Below are 22,829 nucleotides of genomic sequence, written 5' to 3' on the forward strand. Positions count from 1 at the left end.
CAGGTGGTGAAGGTCGCTCCCGGCGCCCGCCCTGGCCGCGGATCCGGCCACCGCACCCCCCGCACCGCACGCCACGCCCTCGCCTCCTCCCCCACCCCCCGCACGGGAACCGCTCTCGTCGCCGTCGCATCTGGAGTCAACCGCCATGTCAGGCACCCTCCCCCCAGCAGATTCCCCGGCACTCCCGACCGTCCCGCAGCGCCTCACCGTCGAACTCGCCGTCCCCGAAGGTCCCGTGCTGCTCGGCGCGAACGGAGCCCTGTACGGGCTCAGTGACGACGGCGTGCCGGGCGACGCCGTGCTGGAGCCGTTGAAGATCACGAGCATCTCGCAGAAGCCGGAGGGCGGCGCGCAGCATCCCAACGGCGACGCGCTCTCGGTGTCCCGGTCGTTGTTCCGCAACGGCGGCGGCGAGATCAACGTGCTGCTCCAGGACGTCTTCGCGAGATGGCCGTACGAGAACCCCGGCCTCGACGAGTACCTCGCCCGCGTCGACGACGTCGTCACGCAGGTGTCGGCGGACCCGAACGGCGACCGGTTCGTCTACATCCCGTTCAACGAGCCGGACCAGATCTGGTACGACCTCGGCGTCGAGGACCGCGAGCGCTACGAGGCGAACCGCGACCGGTTCTTCGACGACTGGCGGACGGTGTACCGGCGCATCCGCGCGATCGACCCCGCCGCGAGGATCGCCGGTCCCAACGAGACGGGCTACCACCACCGGCTGATGGCCGACTTCCTCGCCTTCGCCCAGCGGGAGGACGTCCTGCCCCACGTCCTGACCTGGCACGAGTTGAGTCCCGACGCGCTGCGGGACTTCCAGGGGCACATCGACGACTGCCGTTCGATCGAGCGCCGGCTGGGCATCGCGCCGCTGAGGATCAGCATCGACGAGTACGCCAACCGGCGCGATCTGTCGGTGCCGGGCCAACTGGTGCAGTGGGTCTCGATGTTCGAGCGGAACAAGGTCCACGCCAACCAGGCCTACTGGGACGCGGCGGGCGACCTGAGCGGCGTGGTGGTGCGCAACGGCATACCCAACGGCGCCTGGTGGCTGTTCCGTTGGTACGCGGGGCTGACCGGCGACACCGTGCGGGTGGCCCCGCCGCCGGCCGACGCCGTGGACACCCTTCAGGGCCTCGCCTCGCTCGACGCCTCACGCCGTCAGGTCCAGGTCCTGCTCGGCGGCTCGGACGGCGACGTGGACGTCGTCCTGCGTGACGTGCCGCGGTCCGTCTTCGGGCGCGCGGTGACCGCGACCGTCGCCGAGGCGGCCTGGTCGGGCTACGAGGGCCCGCACGCCGCTCCGGCGGTCCTCGCCCGCGCGATCGTCGACGTGGCGGACGACGGCTCGGCGACCGTGCCGTTGCGAGGGCTGCGCCGGATGTCGGCGTACCGGATCGTCCTGACTCCGGCGGGCACGGGTGTTCCGGCCGCGGCCCGCGTGCCCTGGTCGGCTTCGTACGAGGCCGAGGACGCGGTCGTGACCGGCGGCGAGGTGCGCACCCACGGCACGGTGAGCGACGCCAACGGCTACGCGGCCTCGGGCACGAGGGACGTCGGCTCCCTCGGCACCCCCGACAGCAGGGTCGACTTCACCGTGACCGTCCCGGCGGACGGCCCTTATGACCTGGCGATCCTGTACGGCAACGGGTCCGGCGGCCCCGCCACGCAGCGACTGCTCGTCGACGGCGCCGAGGCGGCCACGGTGTCGTATCCCTCCACGCAGAACGACGCCCACCGCGCCCGGAAGGACCTCGGCGTCGAACTGACCGCCGGCGCCCATGTGCTGACGCTCGCCAAGGGCGACGCCGAGGTCACCCTGGACCGCGTCGACCTGACCGCGAGCACCGGGGTCCCGTCCGCGTCGTACGAGGCCGCGCTCGCGGACCTCACCGGGCAGCCGTCGTACGACTACTCCTCGTCCGCGGGCGTCGGCACGGGCGCCCTCGTCCTGCGCGGGGGCGACAGGGCGGTGTTCGACGTGTACGCCCCGCGCGACGGCTACTACACGGTGATCGTGCGCGGCTCCGCGCCCGTCCGGCTCGCCCTGCACGGCGCGTGGACGACGGCGGCGCCGGACCGGCCGTCGCGCCTCTACCTGGTGGCGGGCAACAACCGTGTCGCCGTGACCGCCCAGGACGCGGCGGTGCGCTCGCTGGACGTCTCGGGGACGGGCTCGACCGACGGCGTCCTGTCCTGCGACGCCGCGTCGGCCGTGCTGAGGGGCGGCGCGAAGCTCGTCCCCGACGCCCACGCCCCCGGCGGCTTTCACATCGGCGGCATCGGCGGCCTCGGCGGCCTCGGCGGCCTCGGCGGCGGTCCCGGCACGGCGGAGTTCGGGGTGTTCGCCCCCGTCTCCGGCCGCCATGTGCTGGTGGTGCACTACGCGCACGACGAACGCCGCGACAACGGTCACGCCTACAACACGGACATCGTGTCCCGTACGGCGGACATCACCGTCGGCGCCGCGACACCGCGCAGGGTGGCCTTCAAGAACACCTGGAGCGCCCACGACTTCTGGACGCTGGGGGTCCCCGTCGACCTGGAGCAGGGCGTCAACAGCGTGACCTTCGCCAACGCCACCGGCCCGGCCCCGGACATCGCCCGCGTCGAGCTTGGCCGGGTGGTGGCCGGACGGTCGTGACACGGGACGACGACCGCGGCCCGGCCGCTTCGGCCCGGCCCCCGTCGCGAGGGCCGGGCCGGGCGCGCAGGCACCGTCCCCCCGGAGGGACGGCCTCGGCCGGGTCAGCGGCCGACGCCGATCAGGCCCGTCAGATAGCGCCACAGCGAGGAGCGCTGCCGGACGGCCGGATCCGGCAGCACCGTCTCGGCCGGGTCCTGCGCCGACTCCTCGGCCCGGGACCGCGCGGGCGGCGGGACCGGCGTCGGCACGAGCTCGTAGCGCACCGGCAGCGAGCGCAGGCCCCGCATGAACGGCGAGGAACGCCAGGGCAGTTGGTCGGCGGGCAGGGCGAGTTCCAGGTGGGAGAACCGCTCGAAGAGCCGCCCCACGCCGACCGCCGCGACCGTCGAGGCGAGTTCGCGTGCCGGGCACTGGCGCGGGCCTGCGCCCCACGAGAGGTGGGCGCGGGTGCTGACCGTGGTGTCCGGGCACACGTTGCCGGCGAAGAGCGGGTCGGCGTGCGCCGCGGCGGACGAGATCCACACGGGATCGCCCGCCCGGATCGTGTAGTCCCCGAGCCGGGTGTCCTTCGCCGCGAACCGCGGCACGAAGTTCACCAGGGGCGGCTTGCGCATGACCACCCGATTCATGCTCTCCCTGACCATGCCGGCGGACAGGCTCGCCCGCACGCCGCCCTCCCCGGACACGACGTCGACGACCGTGTTGGAGATGAGGATCCCGACGTGGTCCGAGGTCATGCCCAGCAGCATGAACAGCTCGCGGGCCAGCTCGTCCAGCGACAGTCCGGGGTGCGCGGCCAGCAGGTAGGAGGGGAAGTCGTCCCCCGGCTTCTCCAGTTTGACGGCCGCGAGTTCGGCCAGCGCGGCGAGCAGCCGCCGGAGCGCGGGCTCGGCGTCCGGACCGGCGTCCAGCACCCGCCACATGTCCATGAGCGCGTCGTCGCCCTGCGAACCGGGGAAGCCGAGCAGATGACTGGCCACCATCAGCGGCAGCGGACGGGAGAACTGGGCGGACAGGTCCGCCAGGCCCGTGCCGCCCGCCTGTCCGACGAGGCTGATGAGTTCGTCGGCGTAGGCGGTGACGGCGTTCTTCAGCCGCTTGGCCTGCGCGTGACGCGGGTCCTGGAACGGCTTGAGGGCCGCGTCCCACGCCTGGCGCAGCGGGCGGTAGCCGGGGCCGCCCTGGATCAGGACGTGGTTGACCTCCAGGGACGGTCCGAGCGGCCAGTCGGCCGGGACCTCGCCGTCCGTGCGGGCCCGCCAGTTCTCCAGGCCCTTCGGCCACGCGGCGTCGTCCTGGAGCACGTCGAGCGCCTCGCGGTAGCCCAGCACGAGCCAGGCGGGCACGCCGAGCAGGTCGACCGGCGCGACCGGACCATGAGTGCGGCGCAACCTCTCGTACACGAGCGCGGGGCGCGTCTCGTAGTCCCGGGTCAGCAGCGGTTCGAGGGGTAACGTCTCCAGCCGCGCACCGTCCAGGTCCACGGTCGCGCCCTCGCCCACCTGGGATTCCATCGCTCGCCGCCCCTCCGACACTCCCCGTACCGGCGTGTCTTCGATCGGTAGCCGGGACCGGGGGGACCCTATCCCAGGCCCGGCCCGCGGTGAACGACGGGGGACGTCTCAGGACGCCGGACGGAGGGCGGGCGAATGCCTCTGACAGAGGCCGGTCGTGGACGTCTGCGGGCCGCGTCCGCGATGCGCCGCGGCTTCCGCGGTTCCGCCGGCCGGCTTCCGGTGCGCCGTCGTGGAACGGGCCCGCCCGGCCGGGGGGGTCGACCCCGCCGCGCGCGGGAGGGCCGGTCGGTGGTTGGCTGTGCCGTGCCGGTTCCGTCAGCCGGTCCAACCACGGGAAGGCCCCAGACATGAGCAACCCGCACGCCCTCGAATACAAGGTCGTCACCTTCCGCGAGTCACTGATCGGAGACGCGCTGGACAGCGACAAACTGGAGAAGGTCCTGAACAAGCACGCCGAGGACGGATGGGCCCTCAAGGCCATCACCTCCGCCGACGTCAAGGGCCGTATCGGTCCCGGCGCTGTCGAGGGCCTGCTCCTCACCCTGGAACGCCCGCGCCGCTGACACCGGGCGCCGTGAACCCCGGGGCCGGACGCGACCGTCAGGCCCCGATGCGACCGTCAGGCGCCGGGTTCGACCGTCAGACGTCGGGTTCGACCGTCAGACGTCGGGTTCGACCGTCAGGCGCCGGGTGGGTTCCTGGTCATCCCAGGAAGCTCAGCCGGACCTGACGGTCGGGGTTGTCCTTGTTGGTGTCCACCAGGCACACCGACTGCCACGTTCCCAGTTCGAGCCTGCCGTCCACCACGGGCAGGGTCGCGTGGGGCGGGACGAAGGCCGGCAGGACGTGGTCGCGGCCGTGACCGGGGCTGCCGTGCCGGTGCTGCCAGCGGTCGTCCGCGGGCAGCAGCGTGTGCAGGGCGGCGAGCAGGTCGTCGTCACTCCCCGCGCCCGTCTCGATGATCGCGATGCCGGCCGTCGCGTGCGGGACGAAGACGTTCAGAAGGCCGTCGCGACCGGCGGCCACCTCGCGCAGGAACGTCTCGCAGTCGCCGGTGAGGTCGACGACCCTCTCCCGGGAACCGGAGGCGACGGACAGGACTCGGGTGGTGAACGCATCTGACATGCCACCATCCTGACCCATATGCCGCGCTCCACACCCCCGCAGGCGCCCGTGCCGGGCCCGGCGACCACGGCGGGTCGGCGTCCCTCGACCTCCCGGCCGCCCCGCTCGGCGGTCGTGAGCCCTCGGCGTTCGGGAAGATCCCTGTCCGCCCGGGCGTTGGTAGAAGCGTGAACGATGTGCGTGAGGTCGAGGTGGTCGTCATAGGCGCGGGTCAGGCGGGTCTGGCCGGCGCCTATCACCTGCGGCGCGCCGGCTTCGACCCGGAGCGCGACTTCGTGGTCCTCGACCGGGCCGCGGCTCCGGGCGGCGCCTGGCAGTTCCGCTGGCCCTCGCTGACGTACGGCAAGGTGCACGGGATGCACGCGCTGCCCGGCATGGAGCTGACGGACGCGGATTCCGCCCGGCCGTCGTCCGAGGTGATCGGCGCGTACTTCGCCGCCTACGAGCGCGAGTTCGATCTGCGCGTGCGGCGGCCGGTCGGGGTGCGGGCCGTCCGGGAGGGCGACGACGGGCGCCTTCTGGTGGAGACCTCCGACGGCGCCTGGTCCGCGCGGGCGCTGATCAACGCCACCGGCACCTGGGGCCGGCCGTTCTGGCCCCGCTATCCGGGCCAGGAGACCTTCCGCGGACGACAGCTGCACACCGCGCAGTACCCGGGTCCGGAGGCGTTCGCCGGGGCGCGGGTGGTCGTGGTGGGCGGCGGCGCGTCCGGCACCCAGCATCTGCTGGAGATCGCGCCTCTCGCGGCCGCCACCACCTGGGTGACACGCCGGCCTCCGGTCTTCCGGGAGGGGCCCTTCGACGAGGAGGCGGGCCGTGCGGCGGTCGCGCTCGTGGAGGAACGGGTGCGCCAGGGACTCCCGCCCCGGAGCGTGGTCTCCGTGACGGGTCTGCCGCTCAACGACGCGATCCGCCGGGGACTGGCCGACGGGGTCCTGGACCGGCTGCCCATGTTCGACCGGATCACCCCGGAAGGCGTGGAGTGGAACGACGGCCGACGGGTCGACGCCGACGTCATCCTGTGGGCCACGGGCTTCCGGGCTGCCGTCGACCACCTCGCGCCGCTGCGGCTGCGCGAGCCGGGCGGCGGGATCCGGATCGAGGGCACGCGCGCGGCCGCCGACCCGCGCGTCCATCTCGTCGGCTACGGGCCGTCGGCCAGCACCATCGGCGCCAACCGGGCCGGGCGGGCGGCCGTCCGGGACATCAGGCGGCTGCTCGCGCGGGAGACGCTCGCCGCCTGAGGGCCCCGGCGGCTCATCCGGCAGCGGCGGGCGGGCGCTTGAGGGCCTTCTGGTGGCGGTTGAACTCCGCGACGTTGCGCTGGTGTTCCGCGAGACTCGCCGTGAAGCGGGTGTCGCCCGGCTTGACGGTGACGAAGTACAGCCAGTCGCCCGGAGTGGGGTTGACGACGGCGCGCATGGCGTCCTCGCCGGGGTTGTCGATGGGCGTCGGGGGCAGCCCCATGCGCTGGTAGGAGTTGTACGGGCTCTGGACGCGGGTGTCGCTCTCCGTCGTCCTCAGCGTGGAGCGGTTCAACGCGTAGTTGATGGTGGAGTCCATCTGCAACGGCATCCCGCGCTCCAGCCGGTTGAACACCACCCGGGCCACCTTGCCCATGTCCGCCTTGGTGGCCGCCTCCGCCTGGACGAGGCTGGCGACGGTGACCGCCTGATAGACGTTCAGGGCGTTGCGCTGGGCGCCCGCGGTCACGGGCGCGCCGTTGAACCGCTTGTCGGCCGTGTCGACCATGTACGCCAGCAGCGTCCGCGGCGTGGCCTTCTCGTCCAGCGGATAGGTCGCCGGGAAGAGGTACCCCTCCGGGTTGCCCTTGGCGTCGCCCGGCAGTTTCAGGCCGGCCGTCGGCATCGCCTTCCTGGTGGTGCCGGACGGCAGGGCGAGTGCCTTGTCGATGGCCGCGTAGACCTGGCTCGCGCGCCAGCCCTCGGGGACGACCAGGGTCCTCGGCTTCGGTTCTTTCTCGGCGTTCCCCAGAGTCAGCAGCGGCACCGCCACGGCGGTGCCGGCCACGACGGCTCCGGTCGCGATCAGGACGAGACGGCCCCGGCGCGTCAGTCGAATCGTGCTCCGAGGCGGAGTGTTCATCTGCATGGGGGCACGGTAACCCCCAGACCATTACAAATCTGACATAACCGGGCATACTTTCATCTTGTCGGCTCCAGTCGGGCGTCTCGTCGCACCAGGGCCGCGTACCGGCCGTCCCGTCGCAGCAGCTCCTCGTGCGTGCCGCGTTCGGCGACCGTGCCGGAGTCGAGGACCACGATCTGGTCGGCGTCCCGAACCGTGGACAGCCGGTGGGCGATGGTGAGGGTGGTCCGGTTCGCCGAGAGCGCGTCGATGGCGTCCTGGACGGCCTGCTCCGTGCGGGTGTCGAGGGCGCTGGTCGCCTCGTCCAGGATGAGCACCGGCGGATCGCGCAGGATGGTGCGGGCGATGGCCAGACGCTGCTTCTCCCCGCCCGAGAAGCGGTGTCCGCGCTCGCCGACCACCGTGTCGTAGCCGTCGGGCAGTCCGGCGATGTGGTCGTGGATCTGCGCCGCCCGGGCCGCCGCGTGCAGTTCCTCGTCGGTGGCGTCCGGCTTGGCGAAGCGCAGGTTGTCGGCGACCGTCGCATGGAAGAGGTACGTCTCCTGCGAGACGACGCCGACCGCGCGGGCCAGGGTGTCGAAGTCGAGGTCGCGCACGTCGACGCCGTCGATGGTGACCCGGCCGCCCGTCACGTCGTACAGCCGCGGCACCAGGTGGCCCAGCGTGGACTTGCCCGCGCCGGTCGATCCGACGACGGCCAGGCTGCCGCCCGGCGGGACGGTGACGTCGATGCCGTCGAGCACCGGCCTGAGCGCCGCACCACCCCTGCCGTCACGCTTGCGGCCGTCACCCTCACGGTCGCCGCTGCCGTGACGGTCGTCGCCGCCGCGGCCGTCGAGACCGCCGCCGTCGTCAACGCCGTCGGGGTCGTCGTAGCGGAAGACGACGTCCTCGAAGCGCACCTCGCCCTTGATCTGATCGAGGTGGACCGGGTCCTCGCGCTCGGTGATGTCGATCGGGAGGTCGAGGTACTCGAAGATGCGCTGGAAGAGCGCGAGCGAGGTCTGGATCTGCACACCGGTCGACAGCAGGCTGACGGCCGGGCGGAACAGGCCCTGTTGCAGCGACACGAAGGCCACGATCGTGCCGAGGGAGACATCGGGGCCGCCGAGTTGCAGCGCCATGCCGGCCGTCCAGTAGATGACCGCGGGCATGGCCGCCATGACGATCCCGATCACGGCCATGCGCCAGCGTCCGGCCATGTTCGACCGCACCTCGAGATCCACCAACTGCTCGGACTCGTCCGAGAAGGCCTGGGTGAGCGAGTCGGCGCGGCCCATGGTGCGACCGAGCAGGATGCCGCTGACGGACAGCGACTCGGTGACCGTCGCGGCCATCGCGGCCATCTGCTTCTGGCGCTGGGTGATGATCTTCTTGCGTTCGTTGCCCACACGGCGGCTGATCCACACGAACACCGGCAGCAGCAGGAGCGAGACGACCGTCAGCCGCCAGTCGAGGGCCACCATCGCGATGATCGTGGCGACCACACTGGTGAAGTTCGAGACCAGGGAGGTGGCGGTGGAGGTGACGGTGGCCTGCATGCCGCCGATGTCGTTGGCGATGCGGGACTGCACCTCGCCGGTACGCGTGCGCGTGAAGAACGCCAGGGACATGCGCTGCAGGCGCCCGTAGACGGCCGTCCGCAGGTCGTGCATGACTCGCTGGCCGACCGTGGTGGAGATGAGCGTCTGGAGCACGCCGAAGACGCCGCCGAGCACGGCGCTGAGGATCATGCCCAGGGCGAGCAGGCTCAGCAGGCCGGTGCGTCCCTGGGGGATCGCGACGTCCAGCGTCTCCTTGAGCAGGAACGGTGTGGCCACGGCGACCAGCGACGAGGCGGCGACCAGCAGGCCGACGACCGCGAGCCGCGCACGGTAGGGCTTGAAGAGAGCGAGGATGCGGCGCACCTGGCGGGGCTCGTCTGCCGACGCGCCGGGCGTGGGGGTCCATTCGATGTGATCTCGGGGCATGGCTCCTACGGAGGGTGTGACGAGGAGGACGGGCGGAGCGTAGCTCATTGTTACCTATACTCACAATGAACGGCATCCTGATATTGTTCCCGCATGACCACCCCGGATTCCGACAGTCTGCTCGCCGAGCAACTGCTGCGGCTCACGCGCCGGGTGCACCGCATCCAGAAGCGCCATCTGCAGCAGAGCGGGCTGGGTGTCACGCCGGCCCAGGCCCGGCTGCTGCGCACCCTGGCGCACTGCGCCGCACCGCCGCGCATGGCCGACCTGGCCGCCCGGCTGGAGGTGGTGCCGCGGGCGGTGACGACCCTGGTCGACGGCCTGGAGGCGAGCGGCCTGGCGCGGCGGGCGCCCGACCCCACCAACCGACGGGTGATCCGGATCGAGCTGACCGAGGGCGGACGCAGGGCGCTGCGCGAACTGCGCGGCGCCCGCGTGTCGGCGGCGGAGGAGATCCTCGACCCGCTGACCACCCTGGAGCGCGAGGTGCTGAGCGGTCTGCTGGACGCCCTGGTCGGCGGCGAGCCGGCGGACCACGAGCCGGCACGCGAACGGGAACGGGCGCAGCACCGGGAGCGGGCAGGGGAAGGTTCGGGGGAACCGGGCCACGCCTGCTGAGCGGCACGCGAACGGGCCGTGCCACGCCCCTCCGCAAAATGCCGGAGGAGCGGGCACGGCGTGTGAATCGGGGTCAGGGTTCGGGTCAGGATCGAGGTTCGGCTCGGGGCGCGGGTCGGGGGCGGTCAGGCGACCTCGGTAGCGGACTCCTTGGTGGGCTGAACCGGGATCCCGCCCACGGCGCCGGCCACCGTACCGGCCCCCTGGGAATCGTCGGGGCGACCCTGGGAGACCTCGGGGTCCCGGGAGACCTCGGAGCCCCCTGAGCCCTCGGGCTCCCCCTCCGTCCCCTCCGGGACGTCGCCGTCCAGCACCCTCCTGGCCCGCTCCAGGTCGAGCGCACCCTCCCAGCGGGAGACGGCGAAGACGGCGACGCAGTTGCCCAGCAGGTTGGTGACGACGCGCATCGAGTCCATGATCCGGTCCACGCCCAGCAGCAGCGCCACCGCGCCGGCGGGCACGGCCCCCAGCGAGGAAGCGGTCGCCGACAGCGCGAGGAAGGCCGAGCCGGGGATCCCGGCCATGCCCTTGCTGGTGAGCATCAGCACCAGGACCACCGTGACCTGCTGGCCCAGGCTCAGGTCCACGCCCACCGCCTGGGCGATGAACAGCGTGCCGATCGACAGATACAGCGAGGCGCCGTCCAGGTTGAAGGAGTAGCCCGTCGGCAGCACGAGGCCCACGGCGTCGTCGCGGGCTCCGGCCCTGCGCAGCTTCTGCATCACGCGGGGCATGACGGATTCGGTGGACGCCGTACCGAGCGCGAGGAGCATCTCCGCACGGATGTAGCGCAGGAACTTCCACAGGCTCAACCCGGTGACCATGCGCAGGGCGACGGCGAGCAGGGCGATGAACAGGGCCGCCGCCGCGTAGCACAGGGCGATCAGTTTGCCGTAGGTCTCGATCACCCCGAGGCCGTAGTTGCCGATCAGGACGGCCGTCGCGCCGAACACCGCGATCGGCGCCAGCCGCATGACGAACCCGACGACGGCGAAGACGATCTCCTGGGCCTGCTCGACGGCCGGCAGCACCTTGGGCACCCTCGTGGGGCCGAGATGCAGCAGCGCGGCTCCCACCAGACAGGCGAGGACGAGCACTTGGAGCAGGGAGTTCTCGGCGAACGCGCCGACGAAACTGGTGGGGAGCGCGTTCACGACGAACTCGGCCGTCGAGGGCAGCGAACCGCCGCCGGTCTTCGCGTCGACCGCGGCGGTGTCGAGCGTGGCGGGGTCCACGTCCATGCCGGCGCCCGGCCGGACGATGTTGGCGGCCAGCAGCCCGATGACCAGGGCGAAGGTACTCGCGACCTCGAACCAGACCAGCGCCTTCACGCCGATCCGGCCGAAGGCCCTCAGATCCCCGGCCTTGGCGATGCCGACGACGACCACGCAGAACACCAGGGGCGAGATGATCGTCTTGATGAGCCGGGTGAACCCGTCGCCGAGCGGCTGGAGATCCGTGGCAACGCCGGGCCACAGTCTTCCGACGAGCACGCCGAGGACCAGCGCGACGGCGACCTGGGCGAAGAGCGAGGTACGCAGTACGCGTACGACGCGTCGCGAGGCGGACGGGGCGGACGGCTGCACGGGCACTCCTGAGGGGGACGGCCAGCGGTGCGGAGCACGGGGGCACCGGACAGGGCGGTACGGGACTTGACGGCACGGGAGTTGACGGCACGGGAGTTGACGGCACCGGAGTCGACGGCACGGGCATGGGTACGGGACTTGGCGGCACGGCGAAACCGAAGGGGACTTCTGCCATACGGAAAGCGGTTTCCGTGCCCATCACTGTGCAGCCGCCGTTGATCGTCCGCGAAACCGCCGTGTTTCCGTCAGGTAAATCCCGGCCGGGCAGATCCCGTCCCGGGCGATACGTCGTGGACGGAATCGACCCGAACGCTCAAGTCCTTCAGATCCCTCAACCCCCTCAGGCGCCTCAAGCCCTTCGAGCCCTTTGAACCTTTGGCCCTTTGGCCCTTTGGCCCTTCGAGGCCCCAGCCCCCCGAGACCCCGCACCCTCAAGACCTCAAGACCTCAGCGCGGCCCTGTCTCCCATGACCACCACGGGATGCTCGTCCGGGTCCAAGGTGCGCAACAGGTGCTCCATCGCCTCCCGGGACACGCTGACGCAGGCCGACGTGCCGCTGCCGTGGTCCATGTGCAGCCAGATGCCTCCGCCCTTGTCCTCGCCCTCGGGCCGTCTCGGATCGTCGGGCGGGGCTCCCTTGACGCGGTTGTAGTCGATGGCGATGACGTAGTCGAAGTCGTGCCAGTGCGACTTGGCCCACCAGCGCGGCGCCGCGAAGGACGCGGATCTCGCGTAGGGCAGCCGGGCCCCGGGGTCGGCGAGCACCCCGCCCGCGTCGCTGAGCGTGAACACCCCGACCGGACTGCGGTTGTCGCCGGCCCGGTGCCGGGCCGTCCAGCCTCTCTTGCCGTTGTGTCCCGGCCAGGCACGGACACGCTCCCAGCGCGGACCGCGTCTGGCGTAGAGCACCACGGTGGCCCGCGCGGAGTCCTTCCCGTCGCCGTACACCGCCACGACCTGTCGCGCGGCCACGGGAATCCGTCGCCGCATCCGGTCGCCGAGACCGGGCAGGCTCGTCACCACGCCCGCGCCCGCGCCTGCTTCCTCCTCCGCCGCCGCCGTCGCTCCCGGTGAATGTCCGGCGCCCAGCGCACCGTCCCCCGTCCCACCGCCATCAGCGCGCCCTGCTGCGGCACCTGCCACACCGTCACTTCCGCGTTCCGCGCTCGCTCCGCCGCAAGCGGCCAGGGCCGCGAACAGGAAAACGGACGCCACCGCCGCGGCTGCCGCACGCCGCTCATCGCCGAGTCGCATCGGACCATGCTCGCATCGCTTTCCGGACTTCTCACGCCGTTTCAGGACACCGAGCCGGGTCGGGCGGTGCCCGGATCCCGCCGACGCCACGGAAAACCGGTTGATTCCGACCAGGTCCCGACGCGAACCTTGCACGGTTTGCTGCCGCGGTCCGCGGGCCTTCCGTCCGCCGCCGCTCCCTCACCTCTCGCCCCCTCGCTCCCTCCCCGCCCGCCTTTCCCCTCTCCTCCCCTGACTCGAACCACTGGGACGCCATGCAGATCCAAGACCTCCCGTACCCCGACCCGGGTGTGCCGGACGCCCGCTCGGGCCCCCGCTTCCTGTGGTGGCTGGGCCGCAATCAGCTCGGCGGTCAACTCAAGGCCCTGGCCTGGGGGCTGCTGCACTTCGTCGCCGTCTCGGCGCAGCCCTTCTGCGTGGGCTTCGCGATCGAGGCCGTCGTGGACCGCTCCGGCGCCCGACTCGCCCTCACCGGCGTGGTGATGGCTCTGTGCGGCGTGGCCATCGCCGTCGGTGACACGTTCCTGCACCGGGCCGCGGTCACCAACTGGATCACCGCCGCCGCCCGGGTGCAGCAACTGCTCGCCCGCCAGGCCTCGCAGCTCGGTTCCGCGCTGACCCGGCGGGTCGCGGCCGGCGAGGTAGTGGCCGTCTCCACGGGCGACGTCGAGAAGATCGGCTGGTTCGTCGAGGCGGTGTCCCGTTTCACCGCCGCCGCCGTCACCGTCCTCCTGGTGTGCGTGGGCCTGGTCGTGTACGAGCCCGCGCTCGGCGTCGTGGTCGCCGTGGGACTGCCCGTCCTCGCGCTGGCGGTGCTGCCGCTGCTGCCGCGGGCCACCCGCCGCGCCGACGTCCAGCGCGAGAAGGCCGGACGGGCCACCGAACTCGCCTCGGACACCGTGGCCGGCCTGCGGGTGCTGCGCGGGATCGGCGGTGAGGAACTCTTCCTCGACCGGTATCGCAGCGCCTCGCAGGAGGTGCGGCACGCGGCGGTGCGCAGCGCCCGTATGTGGTCGCTGATCAGCGCCATCCAGGTGCTGCTGCCGGGTCTGCTGTTGGTCGCGGTCGTCTGCTACGGCGTCCATCTGGCGCGCGAAGGCCGCATCACGGTGGGTGAACTGGTCACCGTATACAGCTCCGTGATGGTCCTGACCTATCCCCTCAGGCATTTCGAGGAGATCGCGATGGCCTACTCGTTCTCGCGTCCGTCGGCCCATCGCGCCGCGGGTGTGCTGTCCCTGGAGCGGGCGACCGACACCGGCGGGTCCCTCGCGGCCGAGGCTCCCTCGGGCGACCTGTACGACCCCGCCACCGGCCTGCTCGCCCCGTCGGGCCGCTTCACCGCGGTGGTGTGCGGCGATCCCGACGCGGCGGGAGTCCTGGCCGAACGGCTGGGCGGCCACCCCGCGGAGGACGGGCCTTCGGTCCTGCTCGGCGGCGTCCCCCTGGACGAACTCCCGCTGGACTGCGCCCGCGCGGCCGTCCTCGTCCAGGACAAGGATCCCGTTCTGCTGTCCGGCACGCTGCGCGAGCTGCTCGACGTGCCCGCCTCGGGGGAGGTCGACGCGGGTGCGGCGCTGGCCGCCGCCCAGTGCGACGACGTTCTCGAGGCGCTCGTCCAGGGGTCGTTGGAGGCCGCGGACCCGATGGACGCCCGCATCACCGAACGGGGCCGGTCCCTGTCCGGCGGCCAGCGACAGCGGCTCGCGCTGGCCCGCTCGCTGTACACCGACCCCGAGGTCCTCGTCCTGGACGAGCCCACCTCGGCCGTGGACTCGCACACCGAGGCCCGCATCGCCGAAGGGGTGCGCGAGCTGCGGGAAGGCCGCACGACGGTCGTGTTCACCTCGTCCCCGCTGCTGCTCGACCGGGCCGACCGCGTCGTGCTCGTCCACGAGGGCGCGGTCGTCGCGGCCGGAGCGCACCGCGAACTGCTGCACGACGAGCCGCGGTACCGGGCCGTGGTGACCAGGGAGACCGAGGAGGAGAGCACCAGGAGCACGGCTCTCCACGACGGGACGACCTCTGCGAGCGGCACGCCCGGACCCCTGGAGACGAACGGACTCGTGACCGTCGAGGACGACCTGACAGCCGCCGAGCGGGACTTCGTCCGGACGGGGCGCGAGGAGCGCGAAGAGATCGAGGAGACGGCATGATCGGCGTGGCGCCACCCGCATATGACCCGGCGGCACCGAAGACGGCCGGCACGCTGCCCGTCGGCGCCCCCGCGACCGTGCGCGCCTACGTGGCCGAACTTCTGCGCCGGCACCGCCGCGCCTTTCTGCTCCTCCTCCTCGTCAACACGGTCGCCACGATCGCGTCGATGGTGGGTCCCTGGCTGCTGGGCGACCTGGTGGAACGGTTGTCGCACGGGGCGCGCCAGGTCCATCTGGGGCTCACCGCCGCGCTGTTCGTCGTCGCTCTGGTCGTCCAGGCGGCGTTCGTACGCCAGGTGCGGCTGCGTGGAGCGATGCTCGGCGAGCAGATGCTCGCCGACCTGCGCGAGGACTTCCTCGTCCGGTCGGTTCGCCTGCCTCCGGGCGTGCTGGAGCGGGCCGGCACGGGCGACCTGCTCTCCCGCATCACCACGGACGTCGACCGGCTGGCCAACGCGATGCGCGAGGCCGTGCCCCAGTTGACCATCGGTGTGATGTGGGCGCTGCTGCTGCTCGGCGGACTGGTCGTCACGGCGCCGCCGCTCGCGCCGGCCGTACTGGTCGCGGCGCCCCTGCTGATCGTCGGCTGCCGCTGGTACTTCAAACGGGCGCCGACCGGCTACCGCTCCGAGGCGGCCGGCTACGCGGCCGTGGCCGCCGCTCTCGCCGAGACGGTGGACGCGGGCCGCACCGTCGAGGCGCACCGCCTGGGCGGCCGCCGCATCGCGCTCTCGGAGCAGCGGATCCGGCAGTGGACGGCCTGGGAGCGCTACACGCTGTGGCTGCGGTCCGTGCTCTTCCCCGTGATCAACATGGTGCATGTGACGGTGCTCGGCTCGGTCCTCATGCTGGGCGGGGCGTTCGTGCTGCGGGGCTGGATCGACGTCGGGCAGCTGACGACGGGGGCGCTCCTCGCGCAGATGCTGGTCGACCCCGTGAACCTCGTGCTGCGCTGGTACGACGAGCTGCAGGTGGCCCAGGTGTCGCTGGCCCGGCTCGTCGGTGTGCGGGACATCGAGCCCGACGGAGGGGACCGCGAGCTGGCTCCGGACGGACACGACGTGCTCGCCGACCGGGTGCACTTCGGCTACCGGGAGGGGGTCGACGTCCTGCGCAAGGTGTCCCTGGAGGTGTCCCCCGGCACCCGGCTGGCCCTGGTCGGCCCGTCGGGCGCGGGCAAGTCCACCCTGGGGCGGCTGCTCGCCGGGATCTACGCGCCCCGCGACGGCCGGATCACCCTCGGCGGCGCGGAACTGTCGCGGATGACCGCCGAGCGGGTCCGTTCCCATGTGGCACTGGTCAATCAGGAGCATCACGTGTTCGTGGGCTCCCTGCGCGACAACCTCCGCCTCGCGCTCCCCCACTCCCGGCTGCGTGCGGGCGACGGGGCCTCGGCGACGGCGCAGGACGCCGAGCTGTGGGCCTCCCTGGCCGCGGTCGACGCCGACGGATGGGCACGGGCCCTGGACGACGGCCTCGACACCGAGGTCGGCTCCGGCGGCGTCGCGCTCACCCCGGCGCAGGCCCAGCAGATCGCATTGGCCCGGCTGGTGCTGGCCGACCCGCACACGCTGGTCCTGGACGAGGCGACCTCGCTCCTCGACCCTCGTGCCGCGCGCCATCTCGAACGGTCCCTGGCCCGTGTGCTGGACGGCCGCACGGTCGTGGCGATCGCCCACCGGCTGCACACCGCCCATGACGCCGACGTGATCGCCGTCGTCGAGAACGGCCGCATCAGCGAGCTGGGCAGCCATGCCGAGCTGGTGGCGGCGGAGGGAGCCTACGCGGCTCTCTGGAGGTCGTGGCACGGCTGAGCAGCACGGCGGAAGGGGCATCCCGCGCGGGATGCCGAGGTGCGCTCGACGGGCGGAAGCGCCGGTGCGGGCGGCCGTCCCGGCCCGGAGGCAGCAAGCGGCTGCGGGCGTGATCCCGCGGCCCGCTCGACGGGCGGAAGCGCCGGTGCGGGCGGCCGTCCCGGCCCGGAGGCAGCAAGCGGCTGCGGGCGTGATCCCGCGGCCCGCTCGACGGGCGGAAGCGCCGGTGCGGGCGGCCGTCCCGGCCCGGAGGCAGCAAGCGGCTGCGGGCGTGATCCCGCGGCCCCCTCGACGGGCGGAAGCGCCGGTGCGGGCGGCCGTCCCGGTCCGGAGGCAGCAGGCGGCTGCGACTGCTGCGCCATGGCCGCCCTCGCCGGCGCCGGCCGGGAGAGGTGGGCGGCAACGGACGGCCGTGGCGCGGCAGGGTGCGGTGCCCCGGCGGGTCTCCGTTTCCGGCTCCGGACGAGGGCGTGACGAGGGCGACGGCCGTGACCGCCGGTCGGCGCGACGCACGGTCCGCAGGCCGGGAAGGGGCGGCGGCGCCGCGTCGGAAGGGAGCGGGCCGGGCGTTCGCGCGGCCTCTGGCGTTGCGCGGTACCGAAGCAGGGTGGAACGCTGGATATCTGCACCCGCGCGGGAGACCGTCGGAATCCATCCGGCACACGCCGCGCCCGGCCGACGCCCTGTACGGCGGCACCCGGCCGCCGACCGCGCAGGGAAGCGGCCCGTCACCCCCTGGAGGTAGCCGTGGACAGCGCCGACGGATGGGGAGACGACGTCTACCAGCCCGACGCCTCGGACATCCAGGACGACGCGGGGCTGCTCGACGGCGAGGACACGCTGGAGAACGACGGCGTCGAGGACCCCCTCGACCGCGGCTGGTCGCCGCCGGACCGCCCCTGGGCCGTTGAGCACATCGGTGTGACCGCCGCGGAGCGCCGGCAGGGGGAGAGCCTGGACCAGCGCCTCGCCGAGGAGCTGCCGGATCCCGGGACGCCCGACGGCGACGGTCTGGGCGACTGCGACGGCACGGACGGGGAACTCCTCGACAACGAGGTCGGCGCCATGCGCTCCGGACGGCTCGTGGCTCCCGACGAAGGGGTCCACGAGGACGAGGAGAGCGCGCTGATCGCCACGGACGTCGGGATCGACGGCGCGGCCGCCTCCGCGGAGGAGGCCGCGATGCACATCGTCGACGAGGACGCCCTGTCCGGTTGAACCGCACGAGGAGCATTCATGCAGCAGGACAAGCAGCCCGACTACCACGAGGTCGTCTTCCGCGACCGCGCCGCCGGATTCGCCTTCCTCACCCGATCGACAGCGGCCAGCGACCAGACCATCGAGTGGGACGACGGTGAGACCTACCCGGTCGTCGACGTGGAGATCTCCTCGGAGAGCCACCCCTTCTACACGGGCAAGGCGCGCACGGTGGACACCGAGGGCCGGGTCGCCCGCTTCGAGCGGCGCTACGGCGACGGCGGCGCGATGACCTGAGCCGGCCTTTGGCCGGGGACGGTCCGCCCCGGCCGTCAGATGTAGTTGAGGGCCGCTGCCCCGCCCACCCCGCCGAGCACCATGAACACGGGCATGAGCACCTTCAGCTCGACCCAGCTGCCCGCCCGGAACCGCATCGCCTTGGGCGGCCCGATCGGGTACCAGCGCTTGCGCCCGATCGGGATGGGCCACAGGACCGGGCAGCCGGACACGGTCAGGGCGTCGCCGATGTCGTGCACCAGGGCGCCCAGCACGATGGGCAGTCCCAGCCACATGTACGCCTGACCGGGCTCGGTGAACAGCCACTCCGAGCCGTTGCCGGGCTTGTCGAGGACGCCGGCGAGGATCCACGCGCTGGTCGCGGCGAGCAGCCACACCAGCACATCGCTGCTGGAGCCCCGGGCCGCCCGCCACAGCAGACCCTCGATCGCGAGCACCATGTGCACGAACAGGATCGCCAGGACCGCCCAGCGGCCGCCGGTGATCGCCAGCGCCGAGGAGCCCGCGCCGATCATGACGGCCCACAGCCAGGTGTGCGTGAGCGTGCGGTGCCCGCCCGAGCGGCGCGGGTCGCCCTGCTTCCTCGTCGACTTGTAGGCGGCGTAGGAGAGCTTGTCGACGATCTCGCACAGCCAGCGGGAGAGGGGGCCGAAGGCCCGGGAGATGGTGGCGGCCTTGTGGTCGAGATCCGGGGCGAGCGCGGCGCCGGCGCAGATCAGCGCGCCGACGAGCAGGACCGGCCAGGGCATCGTGTGCCCCGCTGCCGCGGCCGCCGCACCGACGCCGAGCCAGGCGGCGGCGCCCGACAGTGAGTGTGCTGGTCCCATCATGGCCGTTGCCCGCCCTGTTCCTCGTGTGCCGCTGTCCAGTTGACCGGGTGCGATGACGCTCCGTCGGCGTCACAGCGTAGCCGCCGTGATCTTCGGGTCGGCAGCCGATTCCCCCCTCGGGGGTGACGGCAGGCAAGATGGGGTCGTGACCCTCATCGATCAGCTGCCGACGACCGCAGATCCCGACGCCCTGTACGAAGCCTTCGAGTCCTGGGCGCAGGAGCGCGGTCTGACGCTCTACCCCCACCAGGAGGAGGCGCTGATCGAGGTGGTCTCCGGGGCGAACGTGATCGTTTCGACGCCGACGGGGTCCGGGAAGAGCATGATCGCCGCGGCCGCCCACTTCGCGGCTCTCGCTCGGGACGAGGTCACCTTCTACACGGCGCCGATCAAGGCGCTGGTGTCGGAGAAGTTCTTCGAGCTGTGCAAGATCTTCGGCACGGAGAACGTCGGCATGCTGACCGGCGACGCGTCGGTGAACTCCGACGCGCCGGTGATCTGCTGCACCGCCGAGGTGCTCGCCTCGATCGCGCTGCGCGACGGCAGGCACGCCGACGTCGGCCAGGTCGTCATGGACGAGTTCCACTTCTACGCGGAGGGCGACCGCGGCTGGGCGTGGCAGATTCCGATCCTGGAGCTTCCCCAGGCGCAGTTCGTGCTGATGTCGGCGACGCTCGGGGACGTGTCGTTCTTCGAGAAGGACCTGGCCCGGCGCACCGGCCGGCCCACGGCGGTGGTCCGTTCGGCGACCCGCCCGGTGCCGCTGTCCTACGAGTACCGGTACACGCCGATGACGGAGACGCTGACCGACCTGCTGGACACCCGGCAGGCGCCCGTCTACATCGTGCACTTCACGCAGGCGCAGGCGGTGGAGCGGGCGCAGGCGCTGATGAGCATCAACATGTGCTCGCGTGAGGAGAAGGAGCGGATCGCCGCACTGATCGGCAACTTCCGCTTCACCACCAAGTTCGGCCAGAACCTCTCGCGCTACGTGCGGCACGGCATCGGCGTCCATCACGCGGGCATGCTGCCGAAGTACCGGCGTCTGGTGGAGAAGCTGGCCCAGGCCGGACTGCTGAAGGTGATCTGCGGGACGGACACCCTCGGCGTCGGGGTCAACGTGCCCATCCGCACGGTGCTGTTCACGGCGCTGACCAAGTACGACGGCAACCGGGTGCGCACGCTGCGCGCGCGTGAGTTCCACCAGATCGCGGGCCGGGCGGGCCGGGCCGGCTTCGACACTGCGGGTCTGGTGGTCGCCCAGGCTCCCGAGCACGTCATCGAGAACGAGAAGGCCCTCAGCAAGGCCGGCGACGACCCGAAGAAGCGTCGCAAAGTGGTGCGCAAGAAGGCGCCCGAGGGGTTCGTGGGCTGGACGGAGAACACCTTCGACAAGCTGATCGACTCCGACCCGGAGCCGTTGACGTCGCGCTTCCGCGTCACGCACACGATGCTGTTGTCGGTGATCGCCCGGCCCGGGAACGCCTTCGAGGCGATGCGGCACCTGCTGGAGGACAACCACGAGCCGCGCAAGCAGCAGTTGCGGCACATCAGGCGCGCGATCGCGATCTACCGCTCGCTGCTGGACGGCGGCGTCGTGGAGAAGCTCGACCAGCCGGACGCCAGCGGCCGGATCGTCCGCCTCACCGTCGACCTCCAGCAGGACTTCGCACTGAACCAGCCGCTGTCCACCTTCGCGCTGGCCGCGTTCGAACTGCTGGATCCGGAGTCGCCCTCCTACGCGCTCGACATGGTCTCCGTCGTGGAGTCCACGCTGGACGACCCGCGCCAGATCCTGGCCGCGCAGCAGAACAAGGCGCGCGGCGAGGCGGTGGCCACGATGAAGGCCGACGGCGTCGAGTACGAGGAGCGCATGGAGCGCCTCCAGGACGTGTCGTACCCGAAGCCTCTGGAGGAGCTGCTCTTCCACGCGTACGACACGTACCGCAAGAGCCACCCGTGGGTCGGCGACCATCCGCTGTCGCCGAAGTCCGTCATCCGGGACATGTACGAGCGGGCGATGTCGTTCACCGAGCTGGTCTCGCACTACGAGCTGGCCCGCACCGAGGGCATCGTGCTGCGGTACCTGGCCGGCGCGTTCAAGGCGCTCGACCACACCGTCCCGGACGATCTCAAGTCGGAGGACCTCCAGGATCTGATCGCGTGGCTGGGCGAGATGGTGCGCCAGGTCGACTCCAGTCTCCTGGACGAGTGGGAGCAGCTCGCCAACCCGGAGGAGATGACCGCAGAGGAGGCCCAGGAGAAGGCCGACGAGGTCAAGCCGGTCACCGCCAACTCCCGCGCCTTCCGGGTCCTGGTCCGCAACGCGATGTTCCGCCGGGTCGAGCTGGCCGCTCTCGACCGTGTCGACGAACTCGGCGAGCTGGACGGCGAGTCCGGGTGGGACGCCGACGCGTGGGGTGAGGCGATGGACAAGTACTGGGACGAGTACGACGACCTCGGCACCGGTCCCGACGCCCGGGGGCCGAAGCTGCTCGTCATCCAGGAGGAGCCGCAGAACGCGCTGTGGCGGGTACGTCAGATCTTCGACGACCCGAACGACGACCACGACTGGGGCATCAGCGCCGAGGTCGACCTCACGGCGTCCGACGCCGAGGGCCGTGCGGTCGTCCGCGTCACCTCCGTCGGTCAACTGTGATGCCAGGGATGCCGGGCGGCGGTTCGCGGGTACGGACCGGAACGGGCGAGGCCGGCCGAGGGGGCCTGCCGGGCGGGACCGGCGGCGCAGGCGGACCGGACAGCGCGACACGCGCGGGCCGAGACGCAGAAACAGCCACAGCAGAGGGCACAGGAGAAACGCACCGATGACGACGAATCCGGCCGAGAGGCTCGTCGACCTGCTCGACCTGGAGCAGATCGAGGTCGACATCTTCCGGGGCCGCAGCCCGCACGAGTCGCTACAGCGCGTCTTCGGCGGCCAGGTGGCGGGCCAGGCGCTGGTCGCGGCCGGCCGGACCACCGAAGGCGACCGGCCGGTGCACTCGCTGCACGCGTACTTCCTGCGCCCGGGCCGGCCGGGTGTGCCGATCGTGTACCAGGTCGAGCGGGTGCGCGACGGCCGGTCGTTCACGACCCGCCGGGTCACCGCCGTGCAGCAGGGGCGCACGATCTTCACTCTCACCGCCTCCTTTCACAAGCCTGAGGAAGGTCCCTTCGAGCACCAGCTGCCGCCGGCGCGCGAGGTCCCGGACCCGGAGTCCCTTCCGACGGTGACGGAGGAGATCCGGGCGCATCTGGGCGCACTGCCCGAGCAGTTGGAGCGCATGGCGCGCCGCCAGCCCTTCGACATCCGCTATGCGGATCCGCTGCGCTGGAGCGCCGAGGACCTCAAGGAGGCCGAACCGCGCAGCGCGGTGTGGATGCGCGCGGTCGGGCCGCTCGGAGACGATCCGCTGGTCCACACCTGCGCGCTCACGTACGCCAGCGACATGACTCTGCTGGACGCCGTCCGTCTTCCGATCGAGCCCCTGTGGGGGCAGCGCAACTTCGACATGGCGTCGCTGGACCACGCGATGTGGTTCCACCGGCCGTTCCGCGCGGACGAGTGGTTCCTGTACGACCAGGAGTCGCCGATCGCGATCGGCGGTCGCGGACTGGCCCGGGGGCGCATCTACGACCGGGAGGGTCGCCTGTTGGTGTCGGTCGTCCAGGAGGGCCTGTTCCGGGCGCTCTAGCGTCGGCGGA

At 72.1% G+C, this 22,829-nt stretch carries 17 protein-coding genes; 10 read left to right on the top strand and 7 right to left on the bottom strand.

Translation table 11 applies throughout. The annotated features are described in order from the left end of the window. The first annotated feature begins 145 nt into the window (after positions 1 to 145). Entirely contained in the window at positions 146 to 2,647 is a 2,502-nt protein-coding gene (locus tag OG802_RS03355) for a CBM35 domain-containing protein (RefSeq protein WP_329407052.1), read from the top strand. 104 nt (positions 2,648 to 2,751) lie between these two features. Here OG802_RS03355 and OG802_RS03360 read toward each other — a convergent pair whose 3' ends face one another. Further along, positions 2,752 to 4,164, bottom strand: a complete 1,413-nt coding sequence (locus tag OG802_RS03360) for a cytochrome P450 (RefSeq protein WP_329407054.1) — start codon at positions 4,162 to 4,164, stop codon at positions 2,752 to 2,754. Positions 4,165 to 4,514: 350 nt separating this feature from the next. Between OG802_RS03360 and OG802_RS03365 the strand changes: the two genes are divergently transcribed. Beyond that, positions 4,515 to 4,730: a DUF4177 domain-containing protein gene (locus tag OG802_RS03365; RefSeq protein ID WP_057582602.1), complete on the top strand. Its 216-nt coding sequence runs from the start codon at positions 4,515 to 4,517 to the stop codon at positions 4,728 to 4,730. A 139-nt stretch (positions 4,731 to 4,869) separates the two neighbouring features. On the opposite strand, the gene OG802_RS03370 is transcribed toward OG802_RS03365, so the two are convergent. Beyond that, positions 4,870 to 5,292 carry a secondary thiamine-phosphate synthase enzyme YjbQ gene (locus OG802_RS03370; RefSeq protein ID WP_329407060.1) on the bottom strand — a complete coding sequence of 141 codons (423 nt, stop codon included), beginning with the start codon at positions 5,290 to 5,292 and terminating at the stop codon, positions 4,870 to 4,872. Positions 5,293 to 5,459: 167 nt separating this feature from the next. On the opposite strand from OG802_RS03370, the gene OG802_RS03375 reads away from it, so the two are divergent. After that, a complete protein-coding gene (locus tag OG802_RS03375; protein ID WP_329407062.1) occupies positions 5,460 to 6,536 on the top strand; it encodes an NAD(P)-binding domain-containing protein in 1,077 nt (358 codons plus the stop codon). A gap of 13 nt (positions 6,537 to 6,549) precedes the next feature. On the opposite strand, the gene mltG is transcribed toward OG802_RS03375, so the two are convergent. Beyond that, positions 6,550 to 7,404, bottom strand: a complete 855-nt coding sequence (gene mltG, locus OG802_RS03380) for an endolytic transglycosylase MltG (RefSeq protein WP_329407064.1) — start codon at positions 7,402 to 7,404, stop codon at positions 6,550 to 6,552. A 53-nt stretch (positions 7,405 to 7,457) separates the two neighbouring features. Continuing rightward, positions 7,458 to 9,371, bottom strand: a complete 1,914-nt coding sequence (locus tag OG802_RS03385) for an ABC transporter ATP-binding protein (protein WP_329407066.1) — start codon at positions 9,369 to 9,371, stop codon at positions 7,458 to 7,460. Positions 9,372 to 9,464: 93 nt separating this feature from the next. On the opposite strand from OG802_RS03385, the gene OG802_RS03390 reads away from it, so the two are divergent. Further along, on the top strand, positions 9,465 to 9,989 hold the full coding sequence (locus OG802_RS03390; RefSeq protein ID WP_329407068.1) for a MarR family winged helix-turn-helix transcriptional regulator: 525 nt from the start codon (positions 9,465 to 9,467) through the stop codon (positions 9,987 to 9,989). A 125-nt stretch (positions 9,990 to 10,114) separates the two neighbouring features. Here OG802_RS03390 and OG802_RS03395 read toward each other — a convergent pair whose 3' ends face one another. Then, a complete protein-coding gene (locus OG802_RS03395; protein WP_329407071.1) occupies positions 10,115 to 11,575 on the bottom strand; it encodes a cation:dicarboxylate symporter family transporter in 1,461 nt (486 codons plus the stop codon). Positions 11,576 to 12,014: 439 nt separating this feature from the next. After that, positions 12,015 to 12,830 (bottom strand): L,D-transpeptidase family protein, encoded by an 816-nt coding sequence (locus tag OG802_RS03400; RefSeq protein WP_329407073.1) that lies wholly within the window; start codon positions 12,828 to 12,830, stop codon positions 12,015 to 12,017. Between the two features lie 254 nt (positions 12,831 to 13,084). On the opposite strand from OG802_RS03400, the gene OG802_RS03405 reads away from it, so the two are divergent. The 4 genes from OG802_RS03405 to OG802_RS03420 all read left to right on the top strand — a co-directional run bounded on the left by OG802_RS03405 (position 13,085) and on the right by OG802_RS03420 (position 18,294). Then, positions 13,085 to 14,986, top strand: coding sequence for an ABC transporter ATP-binding protein (locus OG802_RS03405; RefSeq protein WP_329407076.1), 1,902 nt, complete (start codon positions 13,085 to 13,087; stop codon positions 14,984 to 14,986). Then, positions 14,983 to 16,800 (top strand): ABC transporter ATP-binding protein, encoded by a 1,818-nt coding sequence (locus tag OG802_RS03410; protein WP_329407079.1) that lies wholly within the window; start codon positions 14,983 to 14,985, stop codon positions 16,798 to 16,800. The genes OG802_RS03405 and OG802_RS03410 overlap by 4 nt, the downstream gene beginning before the upstream one ends. Before the next feature lie 747 nt (positions 16,801 to 17,547). After that, the gene (locus tag OG802_RS03415; RefSeq protein WP_329407081.1) at positions 17,548 to 18,018 is read left to right on the top strand and encodes a DUF5709 domain-containing protein; all 471 of its coding nucleotides are present in this window, start codon (positions 17,548 to 17,550) and stop codon (positions 18,016 to 18,018) included. An 18-nt stretch (positions 18,019 to 18,036) separates the two neighbouring features. Next, the gene (locus OG802_RS03420) at positions 18,037 to 18,294 is read left to right on the top strand and encodes a type B 50S ribosomal protein L31 (protein WP_069772314.1); all 258 of its coding nucleotides are present in this window, start codon (positions 18,037 to 18,039) and stop codon (positions 18,292 to 18,294) included. 35 nt (positions 18,295 to 18,329) lie between these two features. Here OG802_RS03420 and OG802_RS03425 read toward each other — a convergent pair whose 3' ends face one another. Next, positions 18,330 to 19,124, bottom strand: a complete 795-nt coding sequence (locus OG802_RS03425; RefSeq protein WP_329407086.1) for a metal-dependent hydrolase — start codon at positions 19,122 to 19,124, stop codon at positions 18,330 to 18,332. A 145-nt stretch (positions 19,125 to 19,269) separates the two neighbouring features. Here OG802_RS03425 and OG802_RS03430 point away from each other — a divergent pair, with 145 nt between their 5' ends. Then, positions 19,270 to 21,783, top strand: coding sequence for a DEAD/DEAH box helicase (locus OG802_RS03430; RefSeq protein ID WP_329407088.1), 2,514 nt, complete (start codon positions 19,270 to 19,272; stop codon positions 21,781 to 21,783). A 166-nt stretch (positions 21,784 to 21,949) separates the two neighbouring features. Then, positions 21,950 to 22,819 carry an acyl-CoA thioesterase gene (locus OG802_RS03435; RefSeq protein WP_329407091.1) on the top strand — a complete coding sequence of 290 codons (870 nt, stop codon included), beginning with the start codon at positions 21,950 to 21,952 and terminating at the stop codon, positions 22,817 to 22,819. The last annotated feature ends 10 nt before the right edge of the window (positions 22,820 to 22,829 follow it).

Origin of the sequence: Streptomyces sp. NBC_00704 (assembly GCF_036226605.1) — a bacterium.
Taxonomy (GTDB): domain Bacteria; phylum Actinomycetota; class Actinomycetes; order Streptomycetales; family Streptomycetaceae; genus Streptomyces.